This is a genomic window from Maribacter sp. UH1 (assembly GCF_056839145.1).
Window position 1 is genome coordinate 1,703,502 of the sequence record NZ_CM166387.1, and the last position, 24,738, is coordinate 1,728,239.

A 24,738-nucleotide genomic window follows, 5' to 3' on the forward strand; every position below is an offset into this window, starting at 1 on the left:
TTAATAATTTAAATATTTATCCATATATTTAAAACTTTGATTTTCAGACAATTAATTGAATATATGTTTCGTTATATGAATGAAACTGTTAATTTTATTATAAAAAAGTGCATTTCAACGAGAAAAAAGTGCACTTAAAAGATATTTTATTAATTATTTTACCTATTTTTAACGCAACAACAACGATTATTGGTTCATTTACAAATTTTAGATTATGGATAGTTATATCATCACTTTAGGAACTTACCTTATTTTAATGTTATTTTTCAAGGTATTTTTTGCTGTTGCAGGTAAAGAATAAATTGAAATATCAATATGCTATAATCACTTCAAAATGTTGAAGAAGGATTTACGCATAAAATATTTAAGACTACGTAGTTCCCTAACTCAAGCTCAAATATCTTCACAAAGTATTGCAATTGCGAATTCAGTTTTGCAGTTACCCATATGGGATAATTTTTACTTTCATATATTTCTACCTATAGAACAAAAAGCTGAAATAGATACAGAAGGTATTATTTCAATACTATTAGGTTTAGACAAAAATGTAATAGTACCTAAAATAATTTCAGAAACTTCTCTGGAACATTATCTTCTTACAGACAATACTAAATTCACCACCAACAAGTTAAACATTCCTGAACCTGTGGATGGAATAATTATAGAACCAAATAAACTAGATGTTGTTTTTATTCCGCTTTTAGCTTTTGACGAGTTAGGAAATAGAATAGGATATGGAAAGGGATACTATGACCGTTTTCTAAGTGAATGTAAGGATGATGTTATAAAAATAGGTCTATCTTTCTTTGAAGCTGAACACAATATCGATGATGTGGATATTACAGACATACCTTTAGACTATTGTATTACACCCAATAAAATCTACTCCTTTTAAAACCTTGTAACTCTAAAGGTTCAGGTTATCTTCTGCCGACATCTCTTCTTCCTTACTAAAAGCCCTTTTATTAAAAACTAATAATATACCAACACCTGTGCTTATTGCTGTATCCGCAATATTAAAAACAGGCTCGAAGAATCTAAAATTCTGTCCGCCTACCATAGGCATCCAAGTTGGCCAAGTAGAGTCTACCATAGGAAAGTATAGCATATCTACTACCTTACCATAAAACAATTTACCGTAAGGCTCATCAGAAAATAGCGTTGCAACCTCATTATAACTTTCATTAAAAATAGCACCGTAGAAAACCGAGTCCAAAATATTACCCAATGCTCCTGCAAAAATTAAAGATACTGCCCAAATTAAAGTATTTGATGCTTTCTTCTTAATGACATCAAAAAGCCAATACCCAATACCAAAAATGGCAAATAATCTGAATACAGTCAATACCAACTTTCCTATATTATCTGATATAGGCAACACATCACTTAGTTTTGCACCCCAAGCAGCACCTTCATTTTCAATAAATAGAATTTTAAACCAGCTAAATACTTCAACTGACTCTCCTAAAACAAAATGGGTTTTTATATAAATCTTACTCCATTGATCAATAATCAATATCAATAGAATAAATAGTACAGACTTTTTAATGTTCATGGGCTTTAATCAATGAGCGCAAAAATATAAATATTATTCGGTTTTAGAGAGATCTATATTTCCGGTAACGGTTTGTAGTTTAAATGATGAATTTCCTTCTGGTATTATATTGGAAGAAACCACTCCGTATTTACTAATGGCATCAATATTAGCTGCTGTTGAATACACCTTAATACTCCCACTTTGAGTTTTTATATCCGCATCACCAACAACATTGTTCAGCACACATGTACCATCAGCTAAGGACACTTGTAGTTCATTATAACTACCATCTAGAATTACCCTGGCATTTGTACCATAGATATCTAAATTCTTATAAGATGGCACGGTTAATCGTAATAAAATGGAAATTACTTTGTGGGCACTGAGCTTATCATTGGGGTTTTTAAAATTAGGAGCAAAACCTGTGTCAACAACAAGAGTAGAACCATTTGTTGAAACTTCTAGATCCAAATCTTGGCTATACTCCCCTTCCATTTCCGCTTCTATACTAATTTCATTACCCTTACCTGTATGCACCTCAACAATAAAGCAGTTGGTAACATCTAGCTGAATTAAACTAATATGATCCGCTAAAATATTTCTATACATCTTCTTCTGAGCACTTAGACCAAAAGAAAGAAAAAGCATAAAATATAATAGGGAAACTTTCAAAATAATAGCTATTAAAAAACGCCCCTAAAGGCGTTTAAATTATGATTGCATATTCTTAGCTTCAATACTTAATGTAGCGTGCGGCACAAGTTTTAATCGCTCTTTATTGATCAACTTACCTGTTACACGGCATATACCAAAGGTTTTATTTTCTATACGCAACATGGCATTTTTAAGGTCACGAATAAACTTTTCTTGCCTTATGGCCAATTGTGTATTCGCCTCTTTACTCATTGTCTCTGAACCTTCTTCAAAAGCTTTAAAGGTAGGCGACGTATCATCGGTACCATTATTACCATCGTTCATATAGGCACTTTTCAATAGCTCTAAATGACTTTTAGCCTTTTCTATCTTTTCTTCGATCAATACTTTGAATTCTGCCAAGTCTTTGTCAGAATACCTCACTTTTAAATCTTCTGCCATATTTTAATATTTTTCAATAAACAATTTAGTGTTCACCTCGTCAAAAGCAATATCTATGCCTTTTTCCAACTTTTCTACAAAATTTAGTTCGGCCGTTAATGTTTCTGCTTTAATATAATCTACATTATCTTCTACAGCAACCTCAACAAAACCATCTTTCAATATTTCAATTGCAATTTTATCGGTCACTTCAAAACCAGAGTCTTTTCTAATATTTTGAATTCTATTCACCAACTCTCTTGCAACTCCTTCATTTCTCAACTCCTCATTAATAGTTACATCTAAAGCAACGGTTAATTTACCAGAGGTTGCTACCATCCAACCTTCAATATCTTGAGAAGAGATTTCTACATCCTGTAACTGTAAAGTAATACTTTTATTTTCTAATTGGATTGTTAATTCGCCATCCTGCTCAATTTTTTGGATATCATCCTGATCAAAACCATTGACAACTTGAGCAATTTGCTTCATTTCTTTACCGAATTTTGGACCTAAAGTCTTGAAATTAGGCTTAATACGTTTTACCAATATTCCAGAAGCATCATCTAATAGTTGTATTTCCTTAACGTTAACTTCCGATTTTATTAATTCTGAAACTGCTTCAATTTCTTCCCTATCCTTGTTATCCAGCACAGGAATCATAATTTTCTGCAATGGTTGGCGCACTTTTATCTTCTCTTTCTGACGTATAGATAATACCAAAGATGATATCACCTGTGCCTTATGCATCTTCACTTCCAAGCTTTCATCGATCAGGGACTCATCTGCCACAGGGAAATCTGCTAAATGCACACTTTCAAAACCATTTTTTACGGTAGCTTTATTTAAATCTAAATATAAACGGTCCATAAAAAACGGTGCAATGGGTGCAGAAAGTTTGGCTACTACATCTAAACAGGTATAAAGAGTTTGATAAGCCGCAATTTTATCTGTAGCATATTCTCCTTTCCAGAAACGTCTTCTACACAAGCGCACATACCAGTTACTCAGGTTCTCTTGAACAAATTCTGATATTGCCCTAGCAGCCCGTGTTGGCTCATATTCATCATAAGCCGTATCAACGGTTTTGATCAATGAATTCAACTCAGAAAGAATCCAACGGTCAATCTCTGTACGTTCTGCCATTGGCACATCTGCTTCAGCATACGTAAACTCATCTAAGTTCGCATACAATCCAAAAAATGAATACGTATTATACAAGGTACCAAAGAACTTACGTTTCACCTCTACTATACCTTCAGTATCAAACTTTAAGTTATCCCAAGGGTTGGCATTACTGATCATATACCACCTAGTTGCATCGGCTCCATGTTCGTTCATCGTTTCAAAAGGGTCAACGGCATTGCCTAAACGTTTAGACATTTTCTTACCGTCCTTATCTAAAACCAGTCCATTAGAAACTACATTTTTATATGCAACAGAATCAAAGACCATAGTTGCAATTGCATGCAAGGTATAGAACCAACCACGTGTTTGATCAACACCTTCCGCTATGAAATCCGCAGGGAAAGTTTTTCCCTCATCTATAAGTTCTTTATTTTCAAACGGGTAATGCCATTGAGCGTAAGGCATAGAACCACTATCGAACCAAACATCGATAAGGTCACTCTCACGTTTCATTGGTTTTCCCGATGCGGAAACTAAAGTAATTTGATCAACAATATTTTTATGTAGATCTATTTTATCATAGTTCTCATCAGACATATCATCAACAATGAAGTCTGCATAAATATCTTTTTCCAACACCCCCGCTTCAACTGCCTTAGCCATTTCTGACTTTAGCTCTGCAACAGAACCAATGATAATTTCTTCTTTACCGTCTTCTGTTCTCCAAATTGGTAATGGAATACCCCAATAACGCGATCTAGAAAGGTTCCAATCATTAGCGTTTGCCAACCAATTACCAAATCTACCTTCACCAGTTGCTTTTGGTTTCCAGTTTATGGTTTGGTTCAATTCAAACATTTTATCCTTTACATCTGTCACTTTAATGAACCAAGAATCTAATGGATAATATAATATCGGTTTATCTGTACGCCAACAGTTAGGGTAACTGTGCACATACTTCTCTACCTTAAAAGCTTTATTCTCTTCTTTTAATTTAATGGCAATTTCAACATCTATAGAACGCTCTGGAGCTTCACCATCATCATAGTATTCATTTTTGACATACTTTCCTCCCAGTTCTTGCAACTCAGGTCTGAACTTTCCTTGCAAATCAACCAAAGGAACTAAATTTGCATTTTCATCCAACACTAACATTGGCGGAATTTCTGGAACTGCCTGCTTGGCAACAAAAGCATCATCTGCACCAAAAGTTGGCGCGGTATGAACAATACCTGTACCATCTTCTGTAGTTACAAAATCACCTGCAATTATTCTAAAAGCGTTTTCTGCATTTTCATAGGGCAGTACATAATCCATTAACTGCTCATACCTAATACCTATTAAATCTTTTCCTTTAAATTCTTTTACAACATAGAAAGGAATTTTTTTATCGCCAGACTTATATTCTAACAACTCTGACTTTCCTGACACTTCTGTGAACTTACCTGAGAATTGTTTCCCTACCAAATTCTTGGCAAGAACTACATTCATTGGCTCAAAAGTATACTGATTATAAGACTCAACTAAAACATAATCTATTTTAGGACCAACAGTCAACGCCGTGTTAGAAGGTAAAGTCCAAGGAGTGGTCGTCCAAGCTAAAAAGTAAACGGTGCCTTCATTCTGCAAGAAATCCGGTAATGTTTCTTCTACCGCTTTAAACTGAGCGGTTACCGTAGTATCAGTAACATCTTGGTAGGTACCTGGTTGATTTAGCTCATGAGAACTTAATCCAGTTCCTGCCTTTGGTGAATATGGCTGAATGGTATAACCCTTATATATTAAATCTTTAGAATAAATCTGTTTTAGCAACCACCATACCGTCTCCATGTATTTGGATTTGTATGTGATATATGGATCTTCCATATCTACCCAATACCCAACTTGTTCGGTCATGGAATTCCAAACATCAGTATACCTCATTACCGCTTTTTTACAAGCAGCATTATATTCTTCAACCGAAATTTTAACTCCGATATCCTCTTTGGTAATACCCAATTCTTTTTCAACACCCAATTCAATTGGTAGACCATGAGTATCCCAACCTGCTTTACGCTTCACTTGAAAACCTTTCATGGTTTTATACCTTGGAAAGATATCTTTTATGGTCCTAGCCATTACATGATGAATACCCGGCATACCGTTTGCAGATGGCGGACCTTCATAGAATACATAACTATCTTTACCCTCACGAGTAGATATACTTTTTTCAAAAATGGCATTCTTTGACCAGTAGTCAAGTATTTCTTCTGCGACCTTTGGTAAATTCAATCCTTGATATTCTGTGAACTTCATACGAAATGCTTATGGTACTGGGTTTAAAAGGCTGCAAAATTATAAAATTTTGATCAAAAAGGAGCGTATTGACCCTACTGAAATACCTATAAACCATGTATTAATGAATTTATTAACGCTATAAACATCCAAAAGTTAAATTTCTACGTATATTACCACGAACAAATAACCATTTAAGTTTACAAAAATGAAAAAAGTAATTTTAGGATCATTAGCAATTTTAGCACTTAGTTTATCTGTTTCTTGTAGAGATGCAGCTGATAAAGCAAAATCTGCAACAGAAGAAGCAGGCGCTGCTTTAGAAAATGCTGGTGACGATTTAAAAGAAGCTGGCGAAGGAGCAATGGATGCTGCTAAAGAAGCTGGCGAAGGAGCAATGGATGCTGCTGGTGATGCTGCTGACTCAGTAAAAGAAGCTGGTCAAGAAGGTATGGACGCTGCTAAAAAAGCAGGTGAAGATACTATGGATGCTGCCAAGAAAGCAGGTCAAGATGGTATGGACGCTGTAAAAGATGCAGGTAACGATGTAAAAGATGCTGCTAATAGTGCAGCTGACAAAGCAGCTCAAAAAGCTGAAGATGTAAAAAATGCGGTTAAACACTAACAACCATTTTTTATAATATTAGAAGACCCGTTAATAGCGGGTCTTTTTTTGTTTAAAAATGATACCCTACTCCAAGAATAATATTTAAACCTGGCGCAACTATACCAGATGAATACGTTCTATAGCGCTGATCGGTTATATTTTCTAGACTGGTAGTGACCTTAAAATTATTGGAAACATCATATTGAGAACGAAAATTTAAAGTATACCAAGATGGAGAAAACGGATTACCGTTTTCATCTACTGCATAAATATATTCTTTAGCTTGCTCTGATACCGCCAAATCTTCGTTTGCTATCTCTCCGTTATAATTCAAGAATACATCTGTTCGTAAACGTTGATTTTTCCATACCACATGAAAATCACCAAACGTTGGTGCCGCATGACGTGCAGGAGTGTCAGACCCATCATCTTCCTCTTCAACGCCCTCTGTCAATGTTAAGTTAGACGATAATGACCATTGCTCGGTCAAATAAGCCTCCAATCCAAATTCAAAACCATAGACATAGGCTTTAGCTGCATTTTGAATTGCCTGTACATTACTTAACTCACCGCCATATTCTATTTCAGAAATGCCGTTATAACTAAAATCTCTTCTCACCAAAGCATCTACCAAATAAGTGTAATACGCTGTTCCTTTTAAAATTATCTTATCATTAATATTACGCTGAACCCCAATTTCAGCATTATAAGCATATTCAGGTTCCAAATCTGGATTTGGCACTACTACCGATCCCGGTTCAGAATCAAAAATCTTACCTACATCATCTATATTTGGAGCCCTAAATCCTGTAGATCCATTTAAAGTGACTTGCAGATTAGCTCTTGGAAACCAGCTAAAGCCCAAACTTCCAGTTAATGCGCCTGTACTTAAATCTGCTGTATCAAAAGGGAAATCATAAAAAGTATCATCAAATACCGCATCTACCCAAACATGGCTATACCTTAAACCGGACATGATCGTGAAATTAGGTTTTGCTTTGTATTCCCCATTTACATAACCTGCCAAACTTTGCCAAGTAGAACCATCTGGATATCTGGAAGCCGCATTTGTTTTTTCCTCAGTTACAATATTAAAGTCATTCCCTGTAGACCTTACCTTGTTATAAATATACTCCGTACCATAATACAGCTTAAAATCTCCAATTTTCTTATTCTCAAAGTCCATATTAAAGTTTACAGCATCTACTTTTTCTTTTGTAGAATTTCTTATCTCATCTTGAAAATCCCTATTAATTCTGCTTTCCTCAAAATGCTGATATGCCAAACCTAACTTTAAACCATCAAAAACTTTTCCGTTTCCTTTTTTCTGTACTTGGGCATTACCCATAAACCATTTTTGAGGACCATAATACCATTCTGCTGAACGCAAACCCAAACCATCGCTTGTTGGTCTTATCAACCTATCATATCTAGAATAGTCTGACGTTTCCGTATAATATGCCCCTAAGTTTAAATCCCATTTCGCATTAGGCTTATACAGAAATTTTTGCATTAAATTCAGTTGATCATACCCCGTTGGCACTTGCTTTTTAGGAGAATCATTTACTACCAACTCATCTATACCATTTACAGTTTGTACGTATGTATTTCTTAAATAAGAATCTGGACCGTGTGATCCCATTCTTAAATCTTGAAAATTATTATAGGTCACACTAGTTAGCGAAGACCATGTTTTTTTTCCTAAATTAATATCTGCATGAAGCGTATTTTCCATGTTAGCCGATGCAAACCTATAATTGGCATTACCATGCACCAAGAGACTATCATTCTCAGATAATATTGGTTTTTTAGTGTAAAAATTCATCACACCCCCAATGGCGTCGCTACCATAAATAACGGAACCCGGTCCAAATATGACCTCTGTATTTTTAATGGTAAAAGGATCTATGGATATAACATTTTGGACATTACCTCCTCTAAATATGGCATTGTTCATTCTTACTCCATCTACCGACAATAATAACCTATTAGTAGCAAAACCACGTATCATTGGACTACCACCGCCCATTTGACTTTTTTGCACAAAGACCTTACCACTATTTTGAAGTAAATCTGCAGAAGTCTGAGGTGTTGAAAAGGCGATAGACCTGGCATCTAAAGAAATTATTCTATTTGGGATATCTCTCTTTTGCTGTTCCCATTTAGAAACCGACATTACCACTTCATCTAATTGTTGAGCCTTCATTATCAAGTAAGCCCTTTTTCCTTGCCTTAGCAGTTGTATTTTTGTGGTTTTAAATTCTTGATAACCAATATGTTTTAAGGTGATGCGCTCTTTACCCATAAATACAGAAGCATCAAAAACCCCATCAAAATTTGATAAAGCAATCTTAGATTTGTCTTTATTGTATACGGCAACATTAGAAATCTCTTCTCCATTATCGGCATCTAAAATGACAATCTCTTGAGCATTTCCAAGACAACAACATAAAAAAAGTGCTATAAATAAATACTTATACATATGTATTGAAAACTTCATTTAAAACGGCAAGCGACTTTGGTTTCCTAAACCCCTGTAAATGCAATTCAAAATAAAGTATTAGGGATTTCAGTAATTCTTGGCGATTGGCTTTTTTCATCTTTACGGTATGCATTGCATCAAAATTTGTGCCCAATAAGGTCTTGAAATAATAAATATTTTCGCCTCTCAACATAGGATTCAATGATTCCACTGCAGCAAATTCACCTTCTAACAAATCAAAATAAGGCCTATCCATCTGATATACATCTGGGTAAAAACCTAAATACCGTGTCAACGACAACATAAAATAGAGATGAAAATTAGCAACATCTTTGTGTATATCCAACCATTGTAATGATGCTTCTAGAAAATGAAACAAATCTTCGTTCATTTCCTCCTCACGAATACTATTGCTCAATAGCTCTGCCAAGAACAGGGTCATGGCGTTTTTAGCCATATCTGCATATAATGTTTGGTAATGATAGAATACCTTTGCTTCTTTCAGTGTTTCTAAAGTACCCTTGTTTTTGTGATTGGCTACAATCTCTAGCTGAGTTAAAGGCTGAAAATAAGCAGTCTTTAATTTCCCTTTTTTAGAAGACAACACACCACGTAATAGATAAGATTTAATTCCGTCAGATGCTGTAAAGGCTTTTACAATTAGGCTTGTATCCCCATATTTTAGTGCAGAAAATACTATCGCCTTTGTGGTTACCTGCATATTATAACATCTGTTTCAACAAAGATAGTTGATTGAAGTTTGGTAATGAAAAGGTATAAAAAAATGCGAGGCTCTACTACAGAACCTCGCATTACAAATTTATATGCTTTAGCTAATCTACTTTCTAGATTACCCCTTGTGCAAGCATTGCGTCTGCAACCTTAACAAAACCAGCAATGTTAGCTCCTTTTACGTAGTTACAGAAACCATCTTCTTCTTTACCGAATTCAATACAAGAATCATGAATATCTTCCATAATATCTTTTAAACGCTCATCTACTTCTTCACGGGTCCAGCTAATTCTTAATGAATTCTGAGACATTTCCAATCCAGATGTTGCCACACCACCAGCGTTTGAAGCTTTACCAGGTGCAAACAATATTTTTGCGTTATTGAATTCATGAACAGCATCGGTATTACAAGGCATATTTGCGCCTTCTGCAACACACATACAACCATTCTTCAATAGGTTTTTAGCATCTTGTTGATCCAATTCATTTTGAGTAGCACATGGTAATGCAATATCACATTTTACGTCCCACGGAGTTTTACCTTTATGAAATTCTGCAGATGGATATTTATCCGCATATTCAGAAATACGACCTCTTCTATTATTCTTAAGGTCCATTACAAAAGCAAGCTTCTCATCATTAATACCATCTTTGTCGTAGATGTAACCACTAGAATCTGAAAGTGTTACCACTTTTGCACCTAATAAAATTGCTTTTTCAGCAGCGTACTGTGCAACATTTCCTGATCCAGAAATTACTACCGTCTTACCATCAAAACTTTCGTTTTTGGTCTTCAACATACTTTGTGCAAAATATACAGTACCGTAACCTGTTGCTTCTGGTCTAATTTTGGAACCACCCCAAGAAAGTCCTTTACCTGTTAATACACCGGTAAACTCATTTCTAATCTTCTTGTACATACCAAAAAGGAATCCTATTTCACGAGCACCAACACCAATATCACCAGCAGGCACATCTGTATTTGGACCAATATGTCTATTTAATTCTAACATGAAGGCATGGCAAAAACGCATTACCTCATCATCAGATTTTCCTTTAGGATCAAAATCAGAACCACCTTTACCACCACCCATTGGTAATGTTGTAAGACTGTTCTTAAATACTTGCTCAAAAGCCAAGAATTTTAAGATACTTGCATTTACGGTAGGGTGAAAACGTAAACCACCTTTATATGGTCCAATAGCAGAATTCATTTGAATTCTATAACCTCGGTTAACGTGAATTTCACCATCATCATCTACCCAAGCAACTCTAAAAGAAATTAAACGCTCTGGCTCAACCATTCTTAAAAGAATGTTCTTACCATTATATATGTCTTGACTTGCAATATATGGTATAACTGTTTCTGCAACTTCTTGCACCGCTTGAATGAATTCTGGCTCATGTCCATTTCTGGAAATAACCTCGTCCATAAATGCTTTTATTTTATTCTCCATAAAGCTATTTAAACTTATTTAAATTATTGATTTCAAAATATAACGTCAAAATTATGCTATTTGTGTAATTTGATTGCTTATTTTTTTAAAATTCGATAAAAATTGTTGTTTTGACAACAAACTACCTATACTTGCTACATTTAATTTAACATTTAGGCCATTATCCTATCGCTTGTTCTATATCTTCAATTAAATCATCAACATCTTCAATACCAACACTTAATCTTATCAAAGCATCTACCACACCACTACTAAGTCGTTCTTCTTTTGGAATACTTGCATGGGTCATACTTGCAGGGTGACCGGCTAAGCTTTCTACGCCACCTAAAGACTCTGCTAACGTAAATACCTGTAACTTTTCTACAATCTTAATCGCATCTTCATAACTACCTCCTTTAGGCACAAATGAAATCATACCTCCAAAATCTTTCATCTGTTCCTTTGCGATAAGATGATTAGGGTGATCCTCAAAACCTGGCCAGTATACTTTTTCAATTTTAGGATTGTTTTTAAGATATTCTGCTATTGCTTTTCCATTTTCACAATGTCGTTGCATACGTACATGCAGCGTTTTTATTCCTCGTAAAACCAAAAAACTATCCATAGGCCCACAAACGGCACCACTTGCGTTTTGTATGAAATAGAGCTTTTCTGCCAATTCTTTATCTTTTACCACTAAAGCCCCAACAACGGTATCGCTATGACCACCAAGATATTTGGTAGCGGAATGCATAACTATATCTGCACCCAATTCTAAAGGCTTTTGTAAATATGGGGTAGCAAATGTATTATCTACCGCCAGCAAAATTTCAGTATTCACAGTTAAAGCAGCTATCGCTTTAATATCTATAATATTCATCATTGGGTTAGTTGGTGTTTCTACCCAAATTAATTTTGTCCTTGAATTTATTTGTTTTCGCACGGCATTTGTTCCTTGCATACCTACAAAATGAAAAACAATACCAAATTTTTCAAAAATCTTTTTGAATATTCTATACGTTCCTCCATAAAGGTCATTTGTAGAAATTACTTCATCTCCCGGCGCCAATAATTTAATGACCGCATCTATTGCCGCAATGCCACTACCAAAAGCTAAACCATATTCTCCCCCTTCAATACTTGCCAATGAATTTTCTAAAGCTGTTCTGGTTGGGTTGGCACTTCTAGAATATTGATACCCCTTATGTCCTCCTGGTGTAGTTTGTGCATAAGTTGATGTTTGATAAATTGGTGGCATAACCGCTCCATAAGCCTCATCTGGTTGCTGACCTCCATGTATGGTCTTGGTATTAAATTTTGAGTTTTTAGAAGCCATAATTAAGTATTTACTACACAAATGTATAGTTATCTTTCGGGGAATACAATGAAGCTGTATTTTTACATTAAATCTAATCGCTCCATGAAATCTAAGCTTACCTGCCTACTCCTTTGTTTTTTATTTTTTGCCTGTAACAACAAGAACTCTCTTTCTTTTGAACCCTTAGTTATTGCAACGGATTCTTGTGAGAATTGTACGTCTGTACGTATAGAAATTCCAAAAGCGAACGGAGCAACAAAACTTAGCAAAACCATTAACGATGCCTTAGAAGGTGAAATTATAGCATTACTAAATTTTTATGAGGAGAGTAATGCACAAAACCTCGAAGAAGCAAAAGAGACATTCTTAGATGATTATGAGGAGGTAAACGGAAAATTTCCAGAAGAATCCATGCCTTGGGAAGCTACTGTTGAAGGGAATATCACTTTTGAAAACGACAGTATCATCACCATTAAACTAGCATCTTACATTTATACGGGTGGCGCTCATGGCTACGGCACCAACCGATTTCTCAACTTTGATAAAATTAGCGGTAAAGAGTTATACCAAGAAGATTTGTTCAACAGCTTAGACGATTTTAAAACGTATGCCGAAACACTTTTTAGAAAACAAGAAAGCATACCCACAGAAGGTTCTATAAACGACACCGGTTTTATGTTCGAAACAGAGCGTTTTTATTTACCCGATAATATGGGGTATACAGAAAATGGACTACTCCTATTTTATGAACCGTACGAAATAGCATCTTTTGCAGATGGTCCAATTATATTGACCATACCTTATGAAGAAGCAAATACTTTTTTAAAGTACCCGAGTAAAACTTAAGACAATTGTTTTAACAAAAGACTAATCTGCCCAAGGTGTAACCCTTCGTGCAACAAATTAAATACTATTGCATCATCAACATTTTTCAGTGTAACTCGTGCACTTGTGGTATACTCGTTAAATGTTTGAAAAAGTGACGTATTGTAATCTTCAACAAGCCATTCTGCCGTAGAAATTAAAAAATCCGCTACCACCATCATCTCTTCTTCGGTTGCTGTACCATCTGGCACTGTACCTTTCGCGAACTTTGCCACCAGCTCATTTGGAATTCGCATTTGTAAACCACTTAACTTGTAGATAAGAAGTTGTTGCGTTGCTACGGTATGAGCTATATTCCAATAAACATTGTTATTGAATCCTTCAGGTATTTGAAGCAGTTTTTCTTTAGGAGTCTCTGTTAATATCGTATGTAAATTTTTACGATTTTGTAACATTATACCAAATAAATTCTCAGTCATCATTTCACATTTTATGCTTGGTAAAAATAGCACAATTAATGATATTTAGGTTTCTTTGTATTTCCAAAGTATACATTAAATAAAGGTGTTTTACTTTCGGAAAGACTAAAAAGCATCTTCCTTACAATCATACCCATGAAAAAAATATATCACTTAAGCACTTGTTCTACTTGCCAACGTATCATTAAAGAATTGCAACCTCTTTCTGATTTTGAACTTCAAGACATAAAAACAGAACCAATAACCACTTCTCAACTTGAAGAAATGCATAAGCTATCTAAAAGCTATGAAGCACTATTCAGCAAAAGAGCTGTTTTATACCGAGAGCGTAACCTTAAAGAACAAAACCTTTCTGAAGACGATTTTAAAGCGTTGATTTTAGAACAATACACTTTTTTAAAACGACCAGTGATCATTGTTGGTGACCAAATTTTTATTGGTAATAGCAAAAAAGTGGTTGAAACCGCTAAAACGGCAATTCATTCGTGAGTAAAAGACTGTTGGCCATATTTGCCGCTATTGGAGCTACAACAATATATGCTTTAAACCACACCATTGCAAAAGGGGTTATGCCCCATTATGTGCAACCTTTTGGGTTTATTATTCTTAGAGTTCTAGGTGCTGCAATTTTATTTTGGTTGATCTCCCCTTTAGGACCAAAAGAACGTATTGACCGTAAAGATTATCTTAGAATGCTAGTTTGTGCGCTATTGGGCATGGCTTTTAACATGTTGGTTTTCTTTAAAGGCCTATCGCTTTCAACTCCAATTAATAGTGCGGTATTGATTACAACTTCACCAATTATTGTACTAATACTGTCTGCGGTCATTTTAAAAGAAAAAATTTCCAGTAGAAAAATCATTGGTATTACAATAGGCCTGCTAGGTGCACTAGGTCTCATATTATTTAGTGCTGAAGTTAGACAAGACGCTCCCAATATTCCCCTTGGCAATTTTCTGATTTTTTTGAATTCTATGTTTTATGGGTCTTATTTGGTACTTGTTAAAGTGCTAATCAGTAAATATCATCCGTTTACATTTATGAAATGGTTATTTTCATTAGGTGTGCTCATTTGCCTTCCTTTTGGATACCAAGAATTCATGGAAATTTCTTGGAGCACATTACCTTTTGAAGCTTATTTTGGAATTGGCTTTGTAATTATAGGAACCACCTTTTGCACATACCTATTCAATATTTTTGCGCTCACCCAATTGAAAGCTTCTACATTAAGCGCCTTTGTTTACGTACAACCATTACTAGGTATAGCTTATGCAGTTCTTACAGGTCAAGATTCTATTACAACCCTGAAAATTGTTGCCGCTTGTTTTGTATTGGTTGGCGTGTATCTTTCTAGCAAAAAACCTAAAAGACAATTACAAGAGAATTAAATATGCGATTGCTTTGCGTTTTCTAAATTCAAGGTCAACACTTCAACAGCTTTTATTTCATCACGGTGATGCATAGCAGAAATCAAATCAAGATGCTCTTGCAAAATTACATGTAAAGGTCTATTTAAACCTACCAAGTCCATAAATGACAATATTTTAGCCGACTTGTACATTTGATATAACGTTCTATTACCACAATTTTTAACAATATACTCGTGAAAATATCTGTCAATTTTATAGAACACATATTCGTTTTTTGGTCCACTTTCAAATGGTACCAAAAGACTTCTTAAATCGTCAATTTTAGATTGTGGGGCATTGCGTGTAAATAATTTTACCGCCATGGTTTCCAAGGCAATTCTACAATCAAACAATTCTGTGATTTCTTGTTCACACAATTCTCTAACAGAAAGACCATGGTCTAAACTACCCACTAAAAGACTCTCTTCTTTTAATTGCAGTAAAACTACCGGTACGGTATTATCCGTAACACTTAAGGTATGTGATAGCCTATGTTCGGTAATGAGCTGACCTGGAACCAATTTTTTGGTTACAATCAACTTTTTTACTTTACCGTAGGTATCTTTAAAAATTTCTTCTGGTAGGCTGACCATTAAACGTAAATGTTAGTATTGATTGGTTATTATAACTTAACAGTCAAAGAGGGGGGGGTACTAACTGTAATTCATTGGATTATTTAAAAATAAAGTATTTAACATTACAATTCTTATATATTTTTAGGAATTTTCAAAAACCGCCTTGTGTCTTCTTTGGTCAAAATCTTAAAACCATCCGCTTTTTCAAGGTCACTAAATTTACACAACAATTCTTCTGCTAGACCCGTTAGTTTTCTTGATTTTAGATTGATCCAAGCGCCCATCATTTCACAACGCGCTATATTCTCTCCTTTTTCATTATAAAAATCATGATTGAATTCAAAAAACTTTCCATCTTCACTCAACCCCTTTATATCCAAAGAAACTTTAATCTTATTTCCTAAGAAGGCTTCCTTAAAATAATACATATGTTCATAGAATGCCACGGGACCTATTTTATAGTCCACCATAGTCTTTTGATCAAAACCAAGTTCCATTAAAAAAGCCAATCTTGTGTGGCTCATAAAGTTGACAAACGCAGAATTCGCCAAATGACGATTTGCATCAATATCACTCCACCGTACTTCAAAATCCTTTGTATACATTCTAATATTTTTTGCTATGCATGCATAATACTTTATAAAAATACCATAGTTTTGAAATGTAAGAACTAAAGAACATCGTTTTTTATCGTTATTTTTAAATCACGTTCAAAATTTACATCACTATGTCAAATAAACCCGCATTCATTAAAGAGTTATCCTTGCCTGCAGTTGCAGCACCAATGTTTTTAATTTCTGGACCACAATTGGTTATTGAGTGTTGTAAAAATGGCATAGTTGGTACTTTTCCTGCATTGAACCAACGTACTAGCGAAGGTTTTGAAGAATGGCTTATTGAAATAAAATCTGCCTTAAAGACCTTTGAGGAAGAAACAGGGAAGAAAGCTGCTCCGTTTGGTGTAAACTTAATTGTACATGCAACAAACCCAAGATTAGAAGCAGATGTAAAATTATGTGTTAAGCACAAAGTACCATTGATCATTACTTCGTTAGGTGCTGTTTCTGAAGTAGTAGATGCTATTCACAGTTATGGTGGATTGGTTTTTCACGATATTATTAAAAAACGTCATGCAGAGAAAGCAGCCGAAGCCGGTGTGGACGGATTAATACTTGTTGCTGCCGGTGCCGGTGGTCATGCAGGTACGATCAACCCAATGCCATTGGTTGCTGAAATAAAGAAATTCTACCATAAGACTATTCTTCTTTCTGGTTGTATTAGTACGGGTAGAGACATTGCATCTGCCCTACAAATGGGTGCTGATTTAGCTTATATGGGTACCAGATTCATAAATACAAATGAAAGCAAAGCCACCCCTGAATACAGACAAATGATTATTGATGCAGGTGCCAGCGATGTGGTTTATACTGCTTCAATTTCTGGTGTACACGCCAATTTTTTAGGTGCTAGTTTAAAAGCTGCGGGTATCACAGAAGAAGACCTCAAGAAAGATGTGAAAATTGATTTTGGAAAAGAAATGAATACTGAAGCCAAAGCTTGGAAAACCATTTGGTCTGCAGGTCAAGGTTCTGCACTCATTGACGATTCTATAGCTGTTACTGAATTAGTATCCCATCTAAAAACGGAATTTAAAGAGGCTATAGAAGAGCAAATTAAAGTTTTGGAAACATACCCTAAGTAAATATCATTTTAGCTTTTACAAATAGATGCCTTTAATTGACTCTACATATGATCCGCCATTGTTTTTCAAGAACGGACACCTATCTACCATATATTCCGGTTTAGTTAGAAAAGTAGCCGATGTAGAGCAAATACGCATTCGTATCACCCTACCAGATTCTGATTTTTTAGACACGGACTGGAGCTATGCTTCATCTCCATCCCAAAAATTAGTTATCATAATCCATGGTCTAGAAGGAAGTTCAAAGAGAGCGTATATAAAAGGTAGTGCTAAAGTTTTAACACAATCTGGCTATGACGTTTGCGCCATTAATTTAAGAGGATGTAGCGGTACCGCCAATAAACTATTTAGATCTTACCACTCTGGAGCAACCGAAGATTTACAAGCGGTTATTGAACATGTTCTAAATTTAGATGAATACCAAAGTATTTACCTTCATGGTTTTAGCCTTGGTGGCAACCTACTTTTAAAATATTTAGGTGAAAAAAGAGAAAGGGCTACAGAAATTAAAGGAGCAGTTGCCATTTCAGTGCCTTGCCAATTAGCTGATTCACTGCAACAGTTACTTCAGTTTAAAAATGCGATTTATGCGAAACGGTTTAAGGGAAATCTCATAAAAAAACTGAAGCTAAAGCAAGAATTATTTCCTGACCTTATTTCTGATACAGATATTGAAAACATTAAAACACTTAAAGATTTTGATAATTTTTATACCAGTAGAGCACACGGTTTTAAAGATGCAATGGACTACTATGCCAAAAGTAGCAGTCTTCAGTTCTTAGACAAGATCAAAGTACCTACTCTAATAATTAACGCACTAAACGATTCTTTTTTAGGGTCCGAGTGTTATCCTATAGAAATTGCTAAACACCACAGTAATCTTTTCCTTGAAATGCCTAAATATGGTGGTCATGTTGGTTTCTACGGCACCAATAACTTAACCTACGCGGAGCAGCGTACATTAGAATTTTTAGATAACATAAACTAAGGTTAGCGCACAAATATAAAATCGCTCGCACAAATTGTTACTTACTTAAAGTTATTAGTTAAAAACTTAACTACATACGTATTAAAACATACTTCAACCCGCAAAAATTCATATATTAGTTGCTCAATTTACAGACAACACTTAAAAGATAGTAACGTATGCGCAAATTATTCACTTTATTAGCTCTTAGCACAATGATCATTAGTTGTGGTGAGAAGAAGGAAGAGAAAAAAGATGGTTTTGAAATGAACAGAACCAAAAAAGAAGTTAAAAAAGAAACGGCAAGTGAAGGCGTTCCTGTTGATTTAGATAACAAAGGTGTTGGTCCAATAACCAGTGTTACTTTTGACGAGGCAGTAAACGAAGAAATGGCCGCTGCAGGTAAAGAAAAATTTCAAGCAATTTGTACAGCTTGCCATATGGCGGAGCAACGTATGATCGGTCCGGCATTAAAAGGTGTTTACGAACGTAGAAGTCCAGAATGGGTAATGAACATGATTATCAATCCTGATAAAATGTTGAAAGAAGATCCTATTGCTAAAGCATTATTGAAAGAATACAACAATGCAATTATGCTTAATCAGAATTTAAATGAAGAGGATGCTCGTAACTTAGCAGAATACTTACGTACGCTTTAAAGTTAAACGCCAACCTAATACTGAAAACCCTTTCATGAACATGAAAGGGTTTTCTTTTTACCTATTACTCATTGTCATTTTATAAAGTATGTTTTTTCTACTTTTTACGACCAATTAGGTATTAAATGATTGATATATGCAAAACGATAAAATAAAAATAGATATAGTTTCTGATGTTGCTTGCCCATGGTGTTATGTTGGTAAGAAAAGATTAGAAAAAGCAATAAAAGAATGGGATGGCGCCGAGATAGAAATTGAGTGGCACCCTTTTCAACTAGACCCAAATATACCAAAGGAAGGACTAGACAGGGATACTTACCTTACCAATAAATTTGGCAGTGTAGACGGACCTCTGGAAATGACGAAACGTTTAGAAGAAAGCGGAAAAGAAGAAGGTATCAACTTCAACTTTGGAAAGGAATGGTTGGCGGTAAATACACTACCGTTACATCAACTTTTACATGTGGCAGGTGAAGAAGGCTTTAAAGACGCTCTTAAAGAACGTTTTATGAAAGCATACTTTGATGAAAATCTTCATTTAAACGATGTTTCCGTTCTAAGCTCTATTATGGCAGAATATGATTGGACGGCAGAAAAAACAGAAAAAGTTATAAATGACGACGCTATTGCCTATGCAGTAAAACAAGAAATTGCGCATTACCAGCAACGCGGTGTCAACAGTGTGCCTTTCTTTATTATCAATAACAAGTTCGGTATTAGTGGTGCACAACCACCTGCAGCTTTTTTAGAAGCTTTTAAACAAGTAGCGCCATTAAAAATAATTGCTACGGGTGATAGTTGTGATCCTTCTACAGGAATTTGCTAATTTAATACTAGCTAAAAATTATTATTAATTATAAAATAAAAGATATGAAAGCATCATTTTCTGATATCATTAAAGGGGACACTCCGGTTTTAGTAGACTTTTTTGCTGACTGGTGCGGACCTTGTAAAACGCTAGCTCCTATTCTAAAGGACGTGAAAACCGATTTAGGAGACGCTATTAAAGTCGTAAAAATTGACGTAGATAAAAATCAAACATTGGCATCTCAATACCAAGTTAGAGGTGTGCCTACTATGATTCTTTTTAAAGATGGAAAGCAGGTTTGGAGACAATCCGGTGTAGTGCCAAAAAATGACTTAATACAAATTATAAATTCTAATTAAAAGAATTTTAAACATACTGGACTAGGCAAATCAACTTGGCTTACAAAACTTAGAGTGCCATTTACTGCATCTCTATTAAAAACAACAATATTGTTGCTACGTTGATTTGCTACCAGTACATATTTACCAGTAGGGTCAATAGTAAAGTTTCTTGGCCAATCGCCCTTAACAGACTCTCTACCTACCAATTCTAATTTTCCGGTAGTATCATCAACCTTGAATATTACTACTGTATTCTCCCCTCTATTTGTTCCATATAGAAATTTACCATCTGGTGATAAATGAAGATCGGCACAAAAACTCTCATCTTCAAAATCTGATGCTACAGTATCATACGTTTGCTTACCATAATACTTGCCATCTTCTTTCTGAAACATGGTAACAGTAGAGTTTAATTCATTGATTACATAAAGAAATTCCGCATCATTAGAAGCAACAAAATGTCTTGGTCCGGCACCTTCCGCAACCACTAACTCTTTTTGATCGCTTTGAACAAAATTATTATTGGACGCTGTGTACTTTTTTATTCGGTCAAGACCTAAATCAGACACCATTAATTCTCCGTTTAAGAACGATGCCATATGTGCATGAGCTTTCCTAGTAGAATCTAAAACTTTATGATCTATAATTTGTGGAGAAGGTTTTAGATTTCCATTTTCCAACGTATTATATATTGCCACATTACCACCAGAATAGTTTGCTGCTGCCACTAGATTGCCATCTTTACTAACACCTACAAAACATGGGTTAGCGCCATGTGTAGATTGTTCTTCTACATATATAAGAGAAGTATCCTTTACTCTATATGTGGTAATTGACCCATCGTCCTTTTTATAATCATCTACTTCGCTTACGGCATATAAAGAATTTCTATCCGGAGAAAATGATATGTAAGATGGGTTTTTAATCTTAGCAACTAAAGTTTGGTTTGTCAATTCACCAGTACCTAAGTTTAAATTGAATTTATATATTCCCTCGCTACCATTATCCGTATACGTTCCTACGAAAAGGACCTCTTCGTTTTTAGACTCTTCCACCTTACAACTGTTTAAAATAATCAATCCGATAATTGCGATAAGCAAACTTACTTTACTATTCATATTTCCGATACTCTAATCTATTAAAACTCCACTCCATAAAGAGAAAAATCAATCTTGCATTAAAATCAATAAATGTATTAAAGAATTGTTCAAAAAATAAGAATAATTCAATTTTATGTAACAAAACCTTCGAATTTACTACACATAAGAAAGAAAGAACGATGGGATACGGCGGACAACCAATGAAAGTAATAAAGGCAAATAGGGCGCTACTTAAAAAAAGTAAAAGCTTTAGAGATTTGCGTAAAGATTATCTAGACTACTCGAAAGAAACTAAATTACATTTTAAACAACTTACAGATGTAGAACGTAAAGTGGTACGTGATAAAATAATAGCTCAAGCTAAAAAAGACAACATTCAAGAAATAGGAACTTACATCCTTTCCATAACAATAGTCTTAGCAGTTTTTTATGCTATCTATATGTATGTATTATAACAAGCGCCCATATGCAGGCTATTATAACCCCCACAACTTAAATGGATTTTTAGTTTCGGGTTCATCTTCTTTAGATTTTGAAAGAGGCTTGTCTACCATAACCTTGTAGGTAGGATCTTCCATAACATTTACATCTATGATATCATCTGCGGCAGCTAATAAACGTATACAGTCATTACTCAAGTGACGTAAATGAACTTTTTTACCCACTTGAGCATAGCGTTCTGTAATCTTGTTTAAAGCCTCTATACCGCTCATATCTGATACACGACTTTCCTTGAAGTCTATTATCACCTCACTTGGATCACCTTGCACATCAAATTTTTCATTAAAAAGCGTAGTTGAGCCAAAAAATAAAGGACCATATATTTCATAATGCTTTACCCCGTTCTCATCTACATATTTTCTTGCTCTAATTCTCTTGGCACTTTCCCATGCAAATACCAATGCCGATATAATTACCCCAATCAATACCGCTAATGCCAAATTATGAAGTACTACGGTAATTAAAGTAACCAATATCATTACAAAAATATCTGATCTTGGCATTCTTCTTAAAGCCTTGAAACTTGCCCACTCAAATGTACCTACGGAAACCATTACCATAACACCTACCAAGGCAGCTATAGGCACCAATTCTATTACTGGTGCACCAAACAATATGATCAGCAATATGGTCAAAGCAGCAATGATACCAGATAATCTTGCCCTTGAACCTGCTGACAGGTTTACCAAAGTCTGTGCTATCATTGGGCAACCACCCATACCACCAAAGAAACCGTTCAAAATATTCGCGCCACCTTGTGCCAAACACTCTCTGTTACTGTTACCTTTTGTATTGGTAATCTCATCTACCAAGTTCAAGGTTAACAACCCTTCGGTAAGTCCTACCGCTGCCATTATTAATCCGTAAGGTAAAATGATTTTAAAGGCTTCAAGGGTAAAGGGAATAGTCGGGATATGAAAAGAAGGCAGCGATCCGCTAAGTGACTTCAATTTTTCTCCCGGTAACGTATCTTGATTGATAATGTCTACTACCTGTTTGGTTTCTATATCTAAAAAATATACTATTAGAAAAACAACAATAATACCTATCAATGAAGCCGGTACTGCTTTAGTAAGTTTTGGAACAAAAACGATTATTGCAATGGTAAACAGCACCAAGCCAACCATAGTATATAATGTTGTACCTGTTAACCAAACCGCAGCATCGCCTACGCCAACTTTAAATTGATCCATTTGTGCCATAAAAATAATGATGGCCAAACCATTAACAAACCCAAACATTACAGGCTGAGGCACTAAGCGAATAAATTTACCCAGCTTTAAAAAACCAACGATCAATTGAAAAACACCTGCCAAAGCAACTGCTGCAAAAACATATTCCAAACCATGAGAATTCATTAATGCCATTAGCACAACTACCGTTGCCCCGGCACCACCAGAAATTAAACCTGGTCTTCCACCAAAAATCGCCGTGACCAAGCCCATGATAAAAGCACCATACAAACCTACTAATGGCGAAAACCCAGCAAGAATAGCAAACATTAATGATTCTGGGATCATTGTCATTGCAACTGTTAATCCTGCTAAAATTTCATTTTTGTAATCTACTTTCTGATTGAAATCGAAAATATTGAGGTACTTCTGCATGCCCGATGAATTTAAGGGCGCAAAAATAAGTCATATTTATTGCCCTCGCCACTAACTAGCAGATTATTACCATATTATCTCTCTACCAGTCTTTTAGCCCTAGTAATTTCTCTCCTAAAGGTGATAATTTAGCAGTATCATATTTGGTTTGCTCCCATTTACGTGGGTCACCCGGAAATGCATACCCTTCTGGGGCTATTTTGTTCTTCCAAGAATTGACTCTCCAATGACGCATTTCTTCATTTTCAGGCTCTGCTGGCATCATTGAAATATACTGCGCTATACGAACTTTATCTTTTGATTTATTAGGTCTTATACCATGAGGTTCGGTACTATTGAAAATTAACAAATCACCTGCCTTCATTTTCACTTTTACTATTTTATCTTCCAAACCATCTAACGAAGGCTGAAAGCGATCTCTATCTTCTGGTTGTGTCAATTTCCAAGAATCGTAATTACGGTATAACCAAGGTATACATTGAAAGCCTCCCATATTCTCGTCATCTTGGTCAGCTAATGCCAATACTCCTTGTACATTTTGTGGCTTGGTCTCAGGGTCATAATCCCAATGAATGAACCCTTTCTTATCTACACCTTGCGGTAACGGAAAATTTAAATTTGCCCTATCTATTGTCACCCAAAGTTCTTCTGTTCCCCAAAAATCTACAAAAGCATCATATACTCTTTGCGTTTGTCTATTATTCCATAAATGTTGATGGTTGTAAACCTCAACCATACCTGTACCAGTCAACTCTTTCATTTGCATTTCTACTCTTGGTGGTGCATACCATGTTGAAGAATCCGTAGGACTCTTTTCATCAAACTCCCAAAGAAAATCTGCCGTAGCTTTTGCTTGCTCCAAGGGTACTGCATTCTTTATTACGATATATCCATTTTCCATCCAGAATTTCCAATCTTCCTCGCTAAGTACACGAAGTGGTTTACCGTTAGATCGATCATTCAATTTTTGCTTACTGCTTGTTGCCGTTGACGGATTTCCAGGTATTTCTTTATGCGCTTTATTACCTTGTTCAACCTTATTGTTTATTTGCTGCATAGTACATTAATTTTAAGTTGTTGTATAAAGCAAAACTACTGAGAGTAAGCATTTTGAGCTACCGTAATATTGACCTAAATTTGAACAATATTGATTTTATAGCTACTCCATATAGAATTT

25 protein-coding genes are annotated in these 24,738 nt (G+C 35.2%); 11 read left to right on the forward strand and 14 right to left on the reverse strand.

The window, feature by feature from the left end; all coding sequences use genetic code 11:
* The first annotated feature begins 334 nt into the window (after positions 1-334).
* Positions 335-895, forward strand: coding sequence for a 5-formyltetrahydrofolate cyclo-ligase (locus UH1x_RS07425; RefSeq protein WP_482625993.1), 561 nt, complete (start codon positions 335-337; stop codon positions 893-895).
* Between the two features lie 12 nt (positions 896-907).
* Here UH1x_RS07425 and UH1x_RS07430 read toward each other — a convergent pair whose 3' ends face one another.
* From UH1x_RS07430 to ileS, 4 genes are read right to left on the reverse strand one after another with little or no spacing between them, the layout of a single operon-like run.
* A complete protein-coding gene (locus UH1x_RS07430) occupies positions 908-1,555 on the reverse strand; it encodes a lipoprotein signal peptidase (RefSeq protein WP_482625994.1) in 648 nt (215 codons plus the stop codon).
* A 33-nt stretch (positions 1,556-1,588) separates the two neighbouring features.
* Positions 1,589-2,209 carry a DUF4097 family beta strand repeat-containing protein gene (locus tag UH1x_RS07435; RefSeq protein WP_482625995.1) on the reverse strand — a complete coding sequence of 207 codons (621 nt, stop codon included), beginning with the start codon at positions 2,207-2,209 and terminating at the stop codon, positions 1,589-1,591.
* A 39-nt stretch (positions 2,210-2,248) separates the two neighbouring features.
* A complete protein-coding gene (locus UH1x_RS07440) occupies positions 2,249-2,632 on the reverse strand; it encodes a TraR/DksA family transcriptional regulator (protein WP_036157281.1) in 384 nt (127 codons plus the stop codon).
* Positions 2,633-2,635: 3 nt separating this feature from the next.
* Entirely contained in the window at positions 2,636-6,034 is a 3,399-nt protein-coding gene (ileS, locus tag UH1x_RS07445) for an isoleucine--tRNA ligase (RefSeq protein WP_482625996.1), read from the reverse strand.
* Positions 6,035-6,221: 187 nt separating this feature from the next.
* Here ileS and UH1x_RS07450 point away from each other — a divergent pair, with 187 nt between their 5' ends.
* Positions 6,222-6,638, forward strand: coding sequence for a hypothetical protein (locus UH1x_RS07450; protein ID WP_482625997.1), 417 nt, complete (start codon positions 6,222-6,224; stop codon positions 6,636-6,638).
* 52 nt (positions 6,639-6,690) lie between these two features.
* Here UH1x_RS07450 and UH1x_RS07455 read toward each other — a convergent pair whose 3' ends face one another.
* From UH1x_RS07455 to UH1x_RS07470, 4 genes are all read right to left on the reverse strand, one after another.
* Positions 6,691-9,102 (reverse strand): TonB-dependent receptor plug domain-containing protein, encoded by a 2,412-nt coding sequence (locus UH1x_RS07455; protein WP_482625998.1) that lies wholly within the window; start codon positions 9,100-9,102, stop codon positions 6,691-6,693.
* The gene (recO, locus tag UH1x_RS07460; protein ID WP_482625999.1) at positions 9,095-9,823 is read right to left on the reverse strand and encodes a DNA repair protein RecO; all 729 of its coding nucleotides are present in this window, start codon (positions 9,821-9,823) and stop codon (positions 9,095-9,097) included. Before recO ends, UH1x_RS07455 begins: the two co-directional genes overlap by 8 nt.
* Before the next feature lie 124 nt (positions 9,824-9,947).
* The gene (gene gdhA, locus UH1x_RS07465; RefSeq protein WP_482626000.1) at positions 9,948-11,291 is read right to left on the reverse strand and encodes an NADP-specific glutamate dehydrogenase; all 1,344 of its coding nucleotides are present in this window, start codon (positions 11,289-11,291) and stop codon (positions 9,948-9,950) included.
* 160 nt (positions 11,292-11,451) lie between these two features.
* A complete protein-coding gene (locus UH1x_RS07470; RefSeq protein ID WP_482626001.1) occupies positions 11,452-12,606 on the reverse strand; it encodes a cystathionine gamma-synthase in 1,155 nt (384 codons plus the stop codon).
* A gap of 84 nt (positions 12,607-12,690) precedes the next feature.
* Here UH1x_RS07470 and UH1x_RS07475 point away from each other — a divergent pair, with 84 nt between their 5' ends.
* A complete protein-coding gene (locus UH1x_RS07475) occupies positions 12,691-13,434 on the forward strand; it encodes a DUF3298 and DUF4163 domain-containing protein (RefSeq protein WP_482626002.1) in 744 nt (247 codons plus the stop codon).
* Here UH1x_RS07475 and UH1x_RS07480 read toward each other — a convergent pair.
* Positions 13,431-13,892: a DinB family protein gene (locus tag UH1x_RS07480; RefSeq protein ID WP_482626003.1), complete on the reverse strand. Its 462-nt coding sequence runs from the start codon at positions 13,890-13,892 to the stop codon at positions 13,431-13,433. The genes UH1x_RS07475 and UH1x_RS07480 overlap by 4 nt on opposite strands.
* A 135-nt stretch (positions 13,893-14,027) precedes the next feature.
* Here UH1x_RS07480 and UH1x_RS07485 point away from each other — a divergent pair, with 135 nt between their 5' ends.
* Positions 14,028-14,381: an arsenate reductase family protein gene (locus tag UH1x_RS07485; RefSeq protein ID WP_482626004.1), complete on the forward strand. Its 354-nt coding sequence runs from the start codon at positions 14,028-14,030 to the stop codon at positions 14,379-14,381.
* Entirely contained in the window at positions 14,378-15,280 is a 903-nt protein-coding gene (locus UH1x_RS07490) for a DMT family transporter (RefSeq protein ID WP_482626005.1), read from the forward strand. The genes UH1x_RS07485 and UH1x_RS07490 overlap by 4 nt, the downstream gene beginning before the upstream one ends.
* Here UH1x_RS07490 and UH1x_RS07495 read toward each other — a convergent pair.
* Positions 15,277-15,894, reverse strand: coding sequence for a GntR family transcriptional regulator (locus tag UH1x_RS07495; protein ID WP_482626006.1), 618 nt, complete (start codon positions 15,892-15,894; stop codon positions 15,277-15,279). The two genes, UH1x_RS07490 and UH1x_RS07495, sit on opposite strands and share 4 nt — an antisense overlap.
* 113 nt (positions 15,895-16,007) lie before the next feature.
* Complete coding sequence (locus UH1x_RS07500) at positions 16,008-16,481, reverse strand: acyl-CoA thioesterase (RefSeq protein WP_482626007.1); 474 nt, start codon at positions 16,479-16,481, stop codon at positions 16,008-16,010.
* A 122-nt stretch (positions 16,482-16,603) separates the two neighbouring features.
* Here UH1x_RS07500 and UH1x_RS07505 point away from each other — a divergent pair, with 122 nt between their 5' ends.
* The 5 genes from UH1x_RS07505 to trxA all read left to right on the forward strand — a co-directional run bounded on the left by UH1x_RS07505 (position 16,604) and on the right by trxA (position 20,371).
* Complete coding sequence (locus tag UH1x_RS07505; RefSeq protein ID WP_482626008.1) at positions 16,604-17,578, forward strand: NAD(P)H-dependent flavin oxidoreductase; 975 nt, start codon at positions 16,604-16,606, stop codon at positions 17,576-17,578.
* Between the two features lie 25 nt (positions 17,579-17,603).
* Positions 17,604-18,566 (forward strand): YheT family hydrolase, encoded by a 963-nt coding sequence (locus tag UH1x_RS07510; protein WP_482626009.1) that lies wholly within the window; start codon positions 17,604-17,606, stop codon positions 18,564-18,566.
* 158 nt (positions 18,567-18,724) lie between these two features.
* The gene (locus UH1x_RS07515; protein ID WP_482626010.1) at positions 18,725-19,204 is read left to right on the forward strand and encodes a c-type cytochrome; all 480 of its coding nucleotides are present in this window, start codon (positions 18,725-18,727) and stop codon (positions 19,202-19,204) included.
* A 136-nt stretch (positions 19,205-19,340) separates the two neighbouring features.
* Positions 19,341-20,030 carry a DsbA family oxidoreductase gene (locus UH1x_RS07520; protein WP_482626011.1) on the forward strand — a complete coding sequence of 230 codons (690 nt, stop codon included), beginning with the start codon at positions 19,341-19,343 and terminating at the stop codon, positions 20,028-20,030.
* A gap of 44 nt (positions 20,031-20,074) precedes the next feature.
* Positions 20,075-20,371 (forward strand): thioredoxin, encoded by a 297-nt coding sequence (gene trxA, locus UH1x_RS07525; RefSeq protein WP_482626012.1) that lies wholly within the window; start codon positions 20,075-20,077, stop codon positions 20,369-20,371.
* Here trxA and UH1x_RS07530 read toward each other — a convergent pair.
* The gene (locus UH1x_RS07530) at positions 20,368-21,471 is read right to left on the reverse strand and encodes a lactonase family protein (RefSeq protein WP_482626013.1); all 1,104 of its coding nucleotides are present in this window, start codon (positions 21,469-21,471) and stop codon (positions 20,368-20,370) included. The two genes, trxA and UH1x_RS07530, sit on opposite strands and share 4 nt — an antisense overlap.
* 161 nt (positions 21,472-21,632) lie before the next feature.
* Here UH1x_RS07530 and UH1x_RS07535 point away from each other — a divergent pair, with 161 nt between their 5' ends.
* A complete protein-coding gene (locus tag UH1x_RS07535) occupies positions 21,633-21,908 on the forward strand; it encodes a hypothetical protein (protein WP_482626014.1) in 276 nt (91 codons plus the stop codon).
* A gap of 21 nt (positions 21,909-21,929) precedes the next feature.
* Here UH1x_RS07535 and UH1x_RS07540 read toward each other — a convergent pair whose 3' ends face one another.
* Together UH1x_RS07540 and UH1x_RS07545 are read right to left on the reverse strand one after the other, a co-directional pair.
* Positions 21,930-23,561: a SulP family inorganic anion transporter gene (locus tag UH1x_RS07540; protein WP_482626015.1), complete on the reverse strand. Its 1,632-nt coding sequence runs from the start codon at positions 23,559-23,561 to the stop codon at positions 21,930-21,932.
* A gap of 82 nt (positions 23,562-23,643) precedes the next feature.
* The gene (locus UH1x_RS07545) at positions 23,644-24,618 is read right to left on the reverse strand and encodes a phytanoyl-CoA dioxygenase family protein (RefSeq protein ID WP_482626016.1); all 975 of its coding nucleotides are present in this window, start codon (positions 24,616-24,618) and stop codon (positions 23,644-23,646) included.
* Between the last annotated feature and the right edge of the window lie 120 nt (positions 24,619-24,738).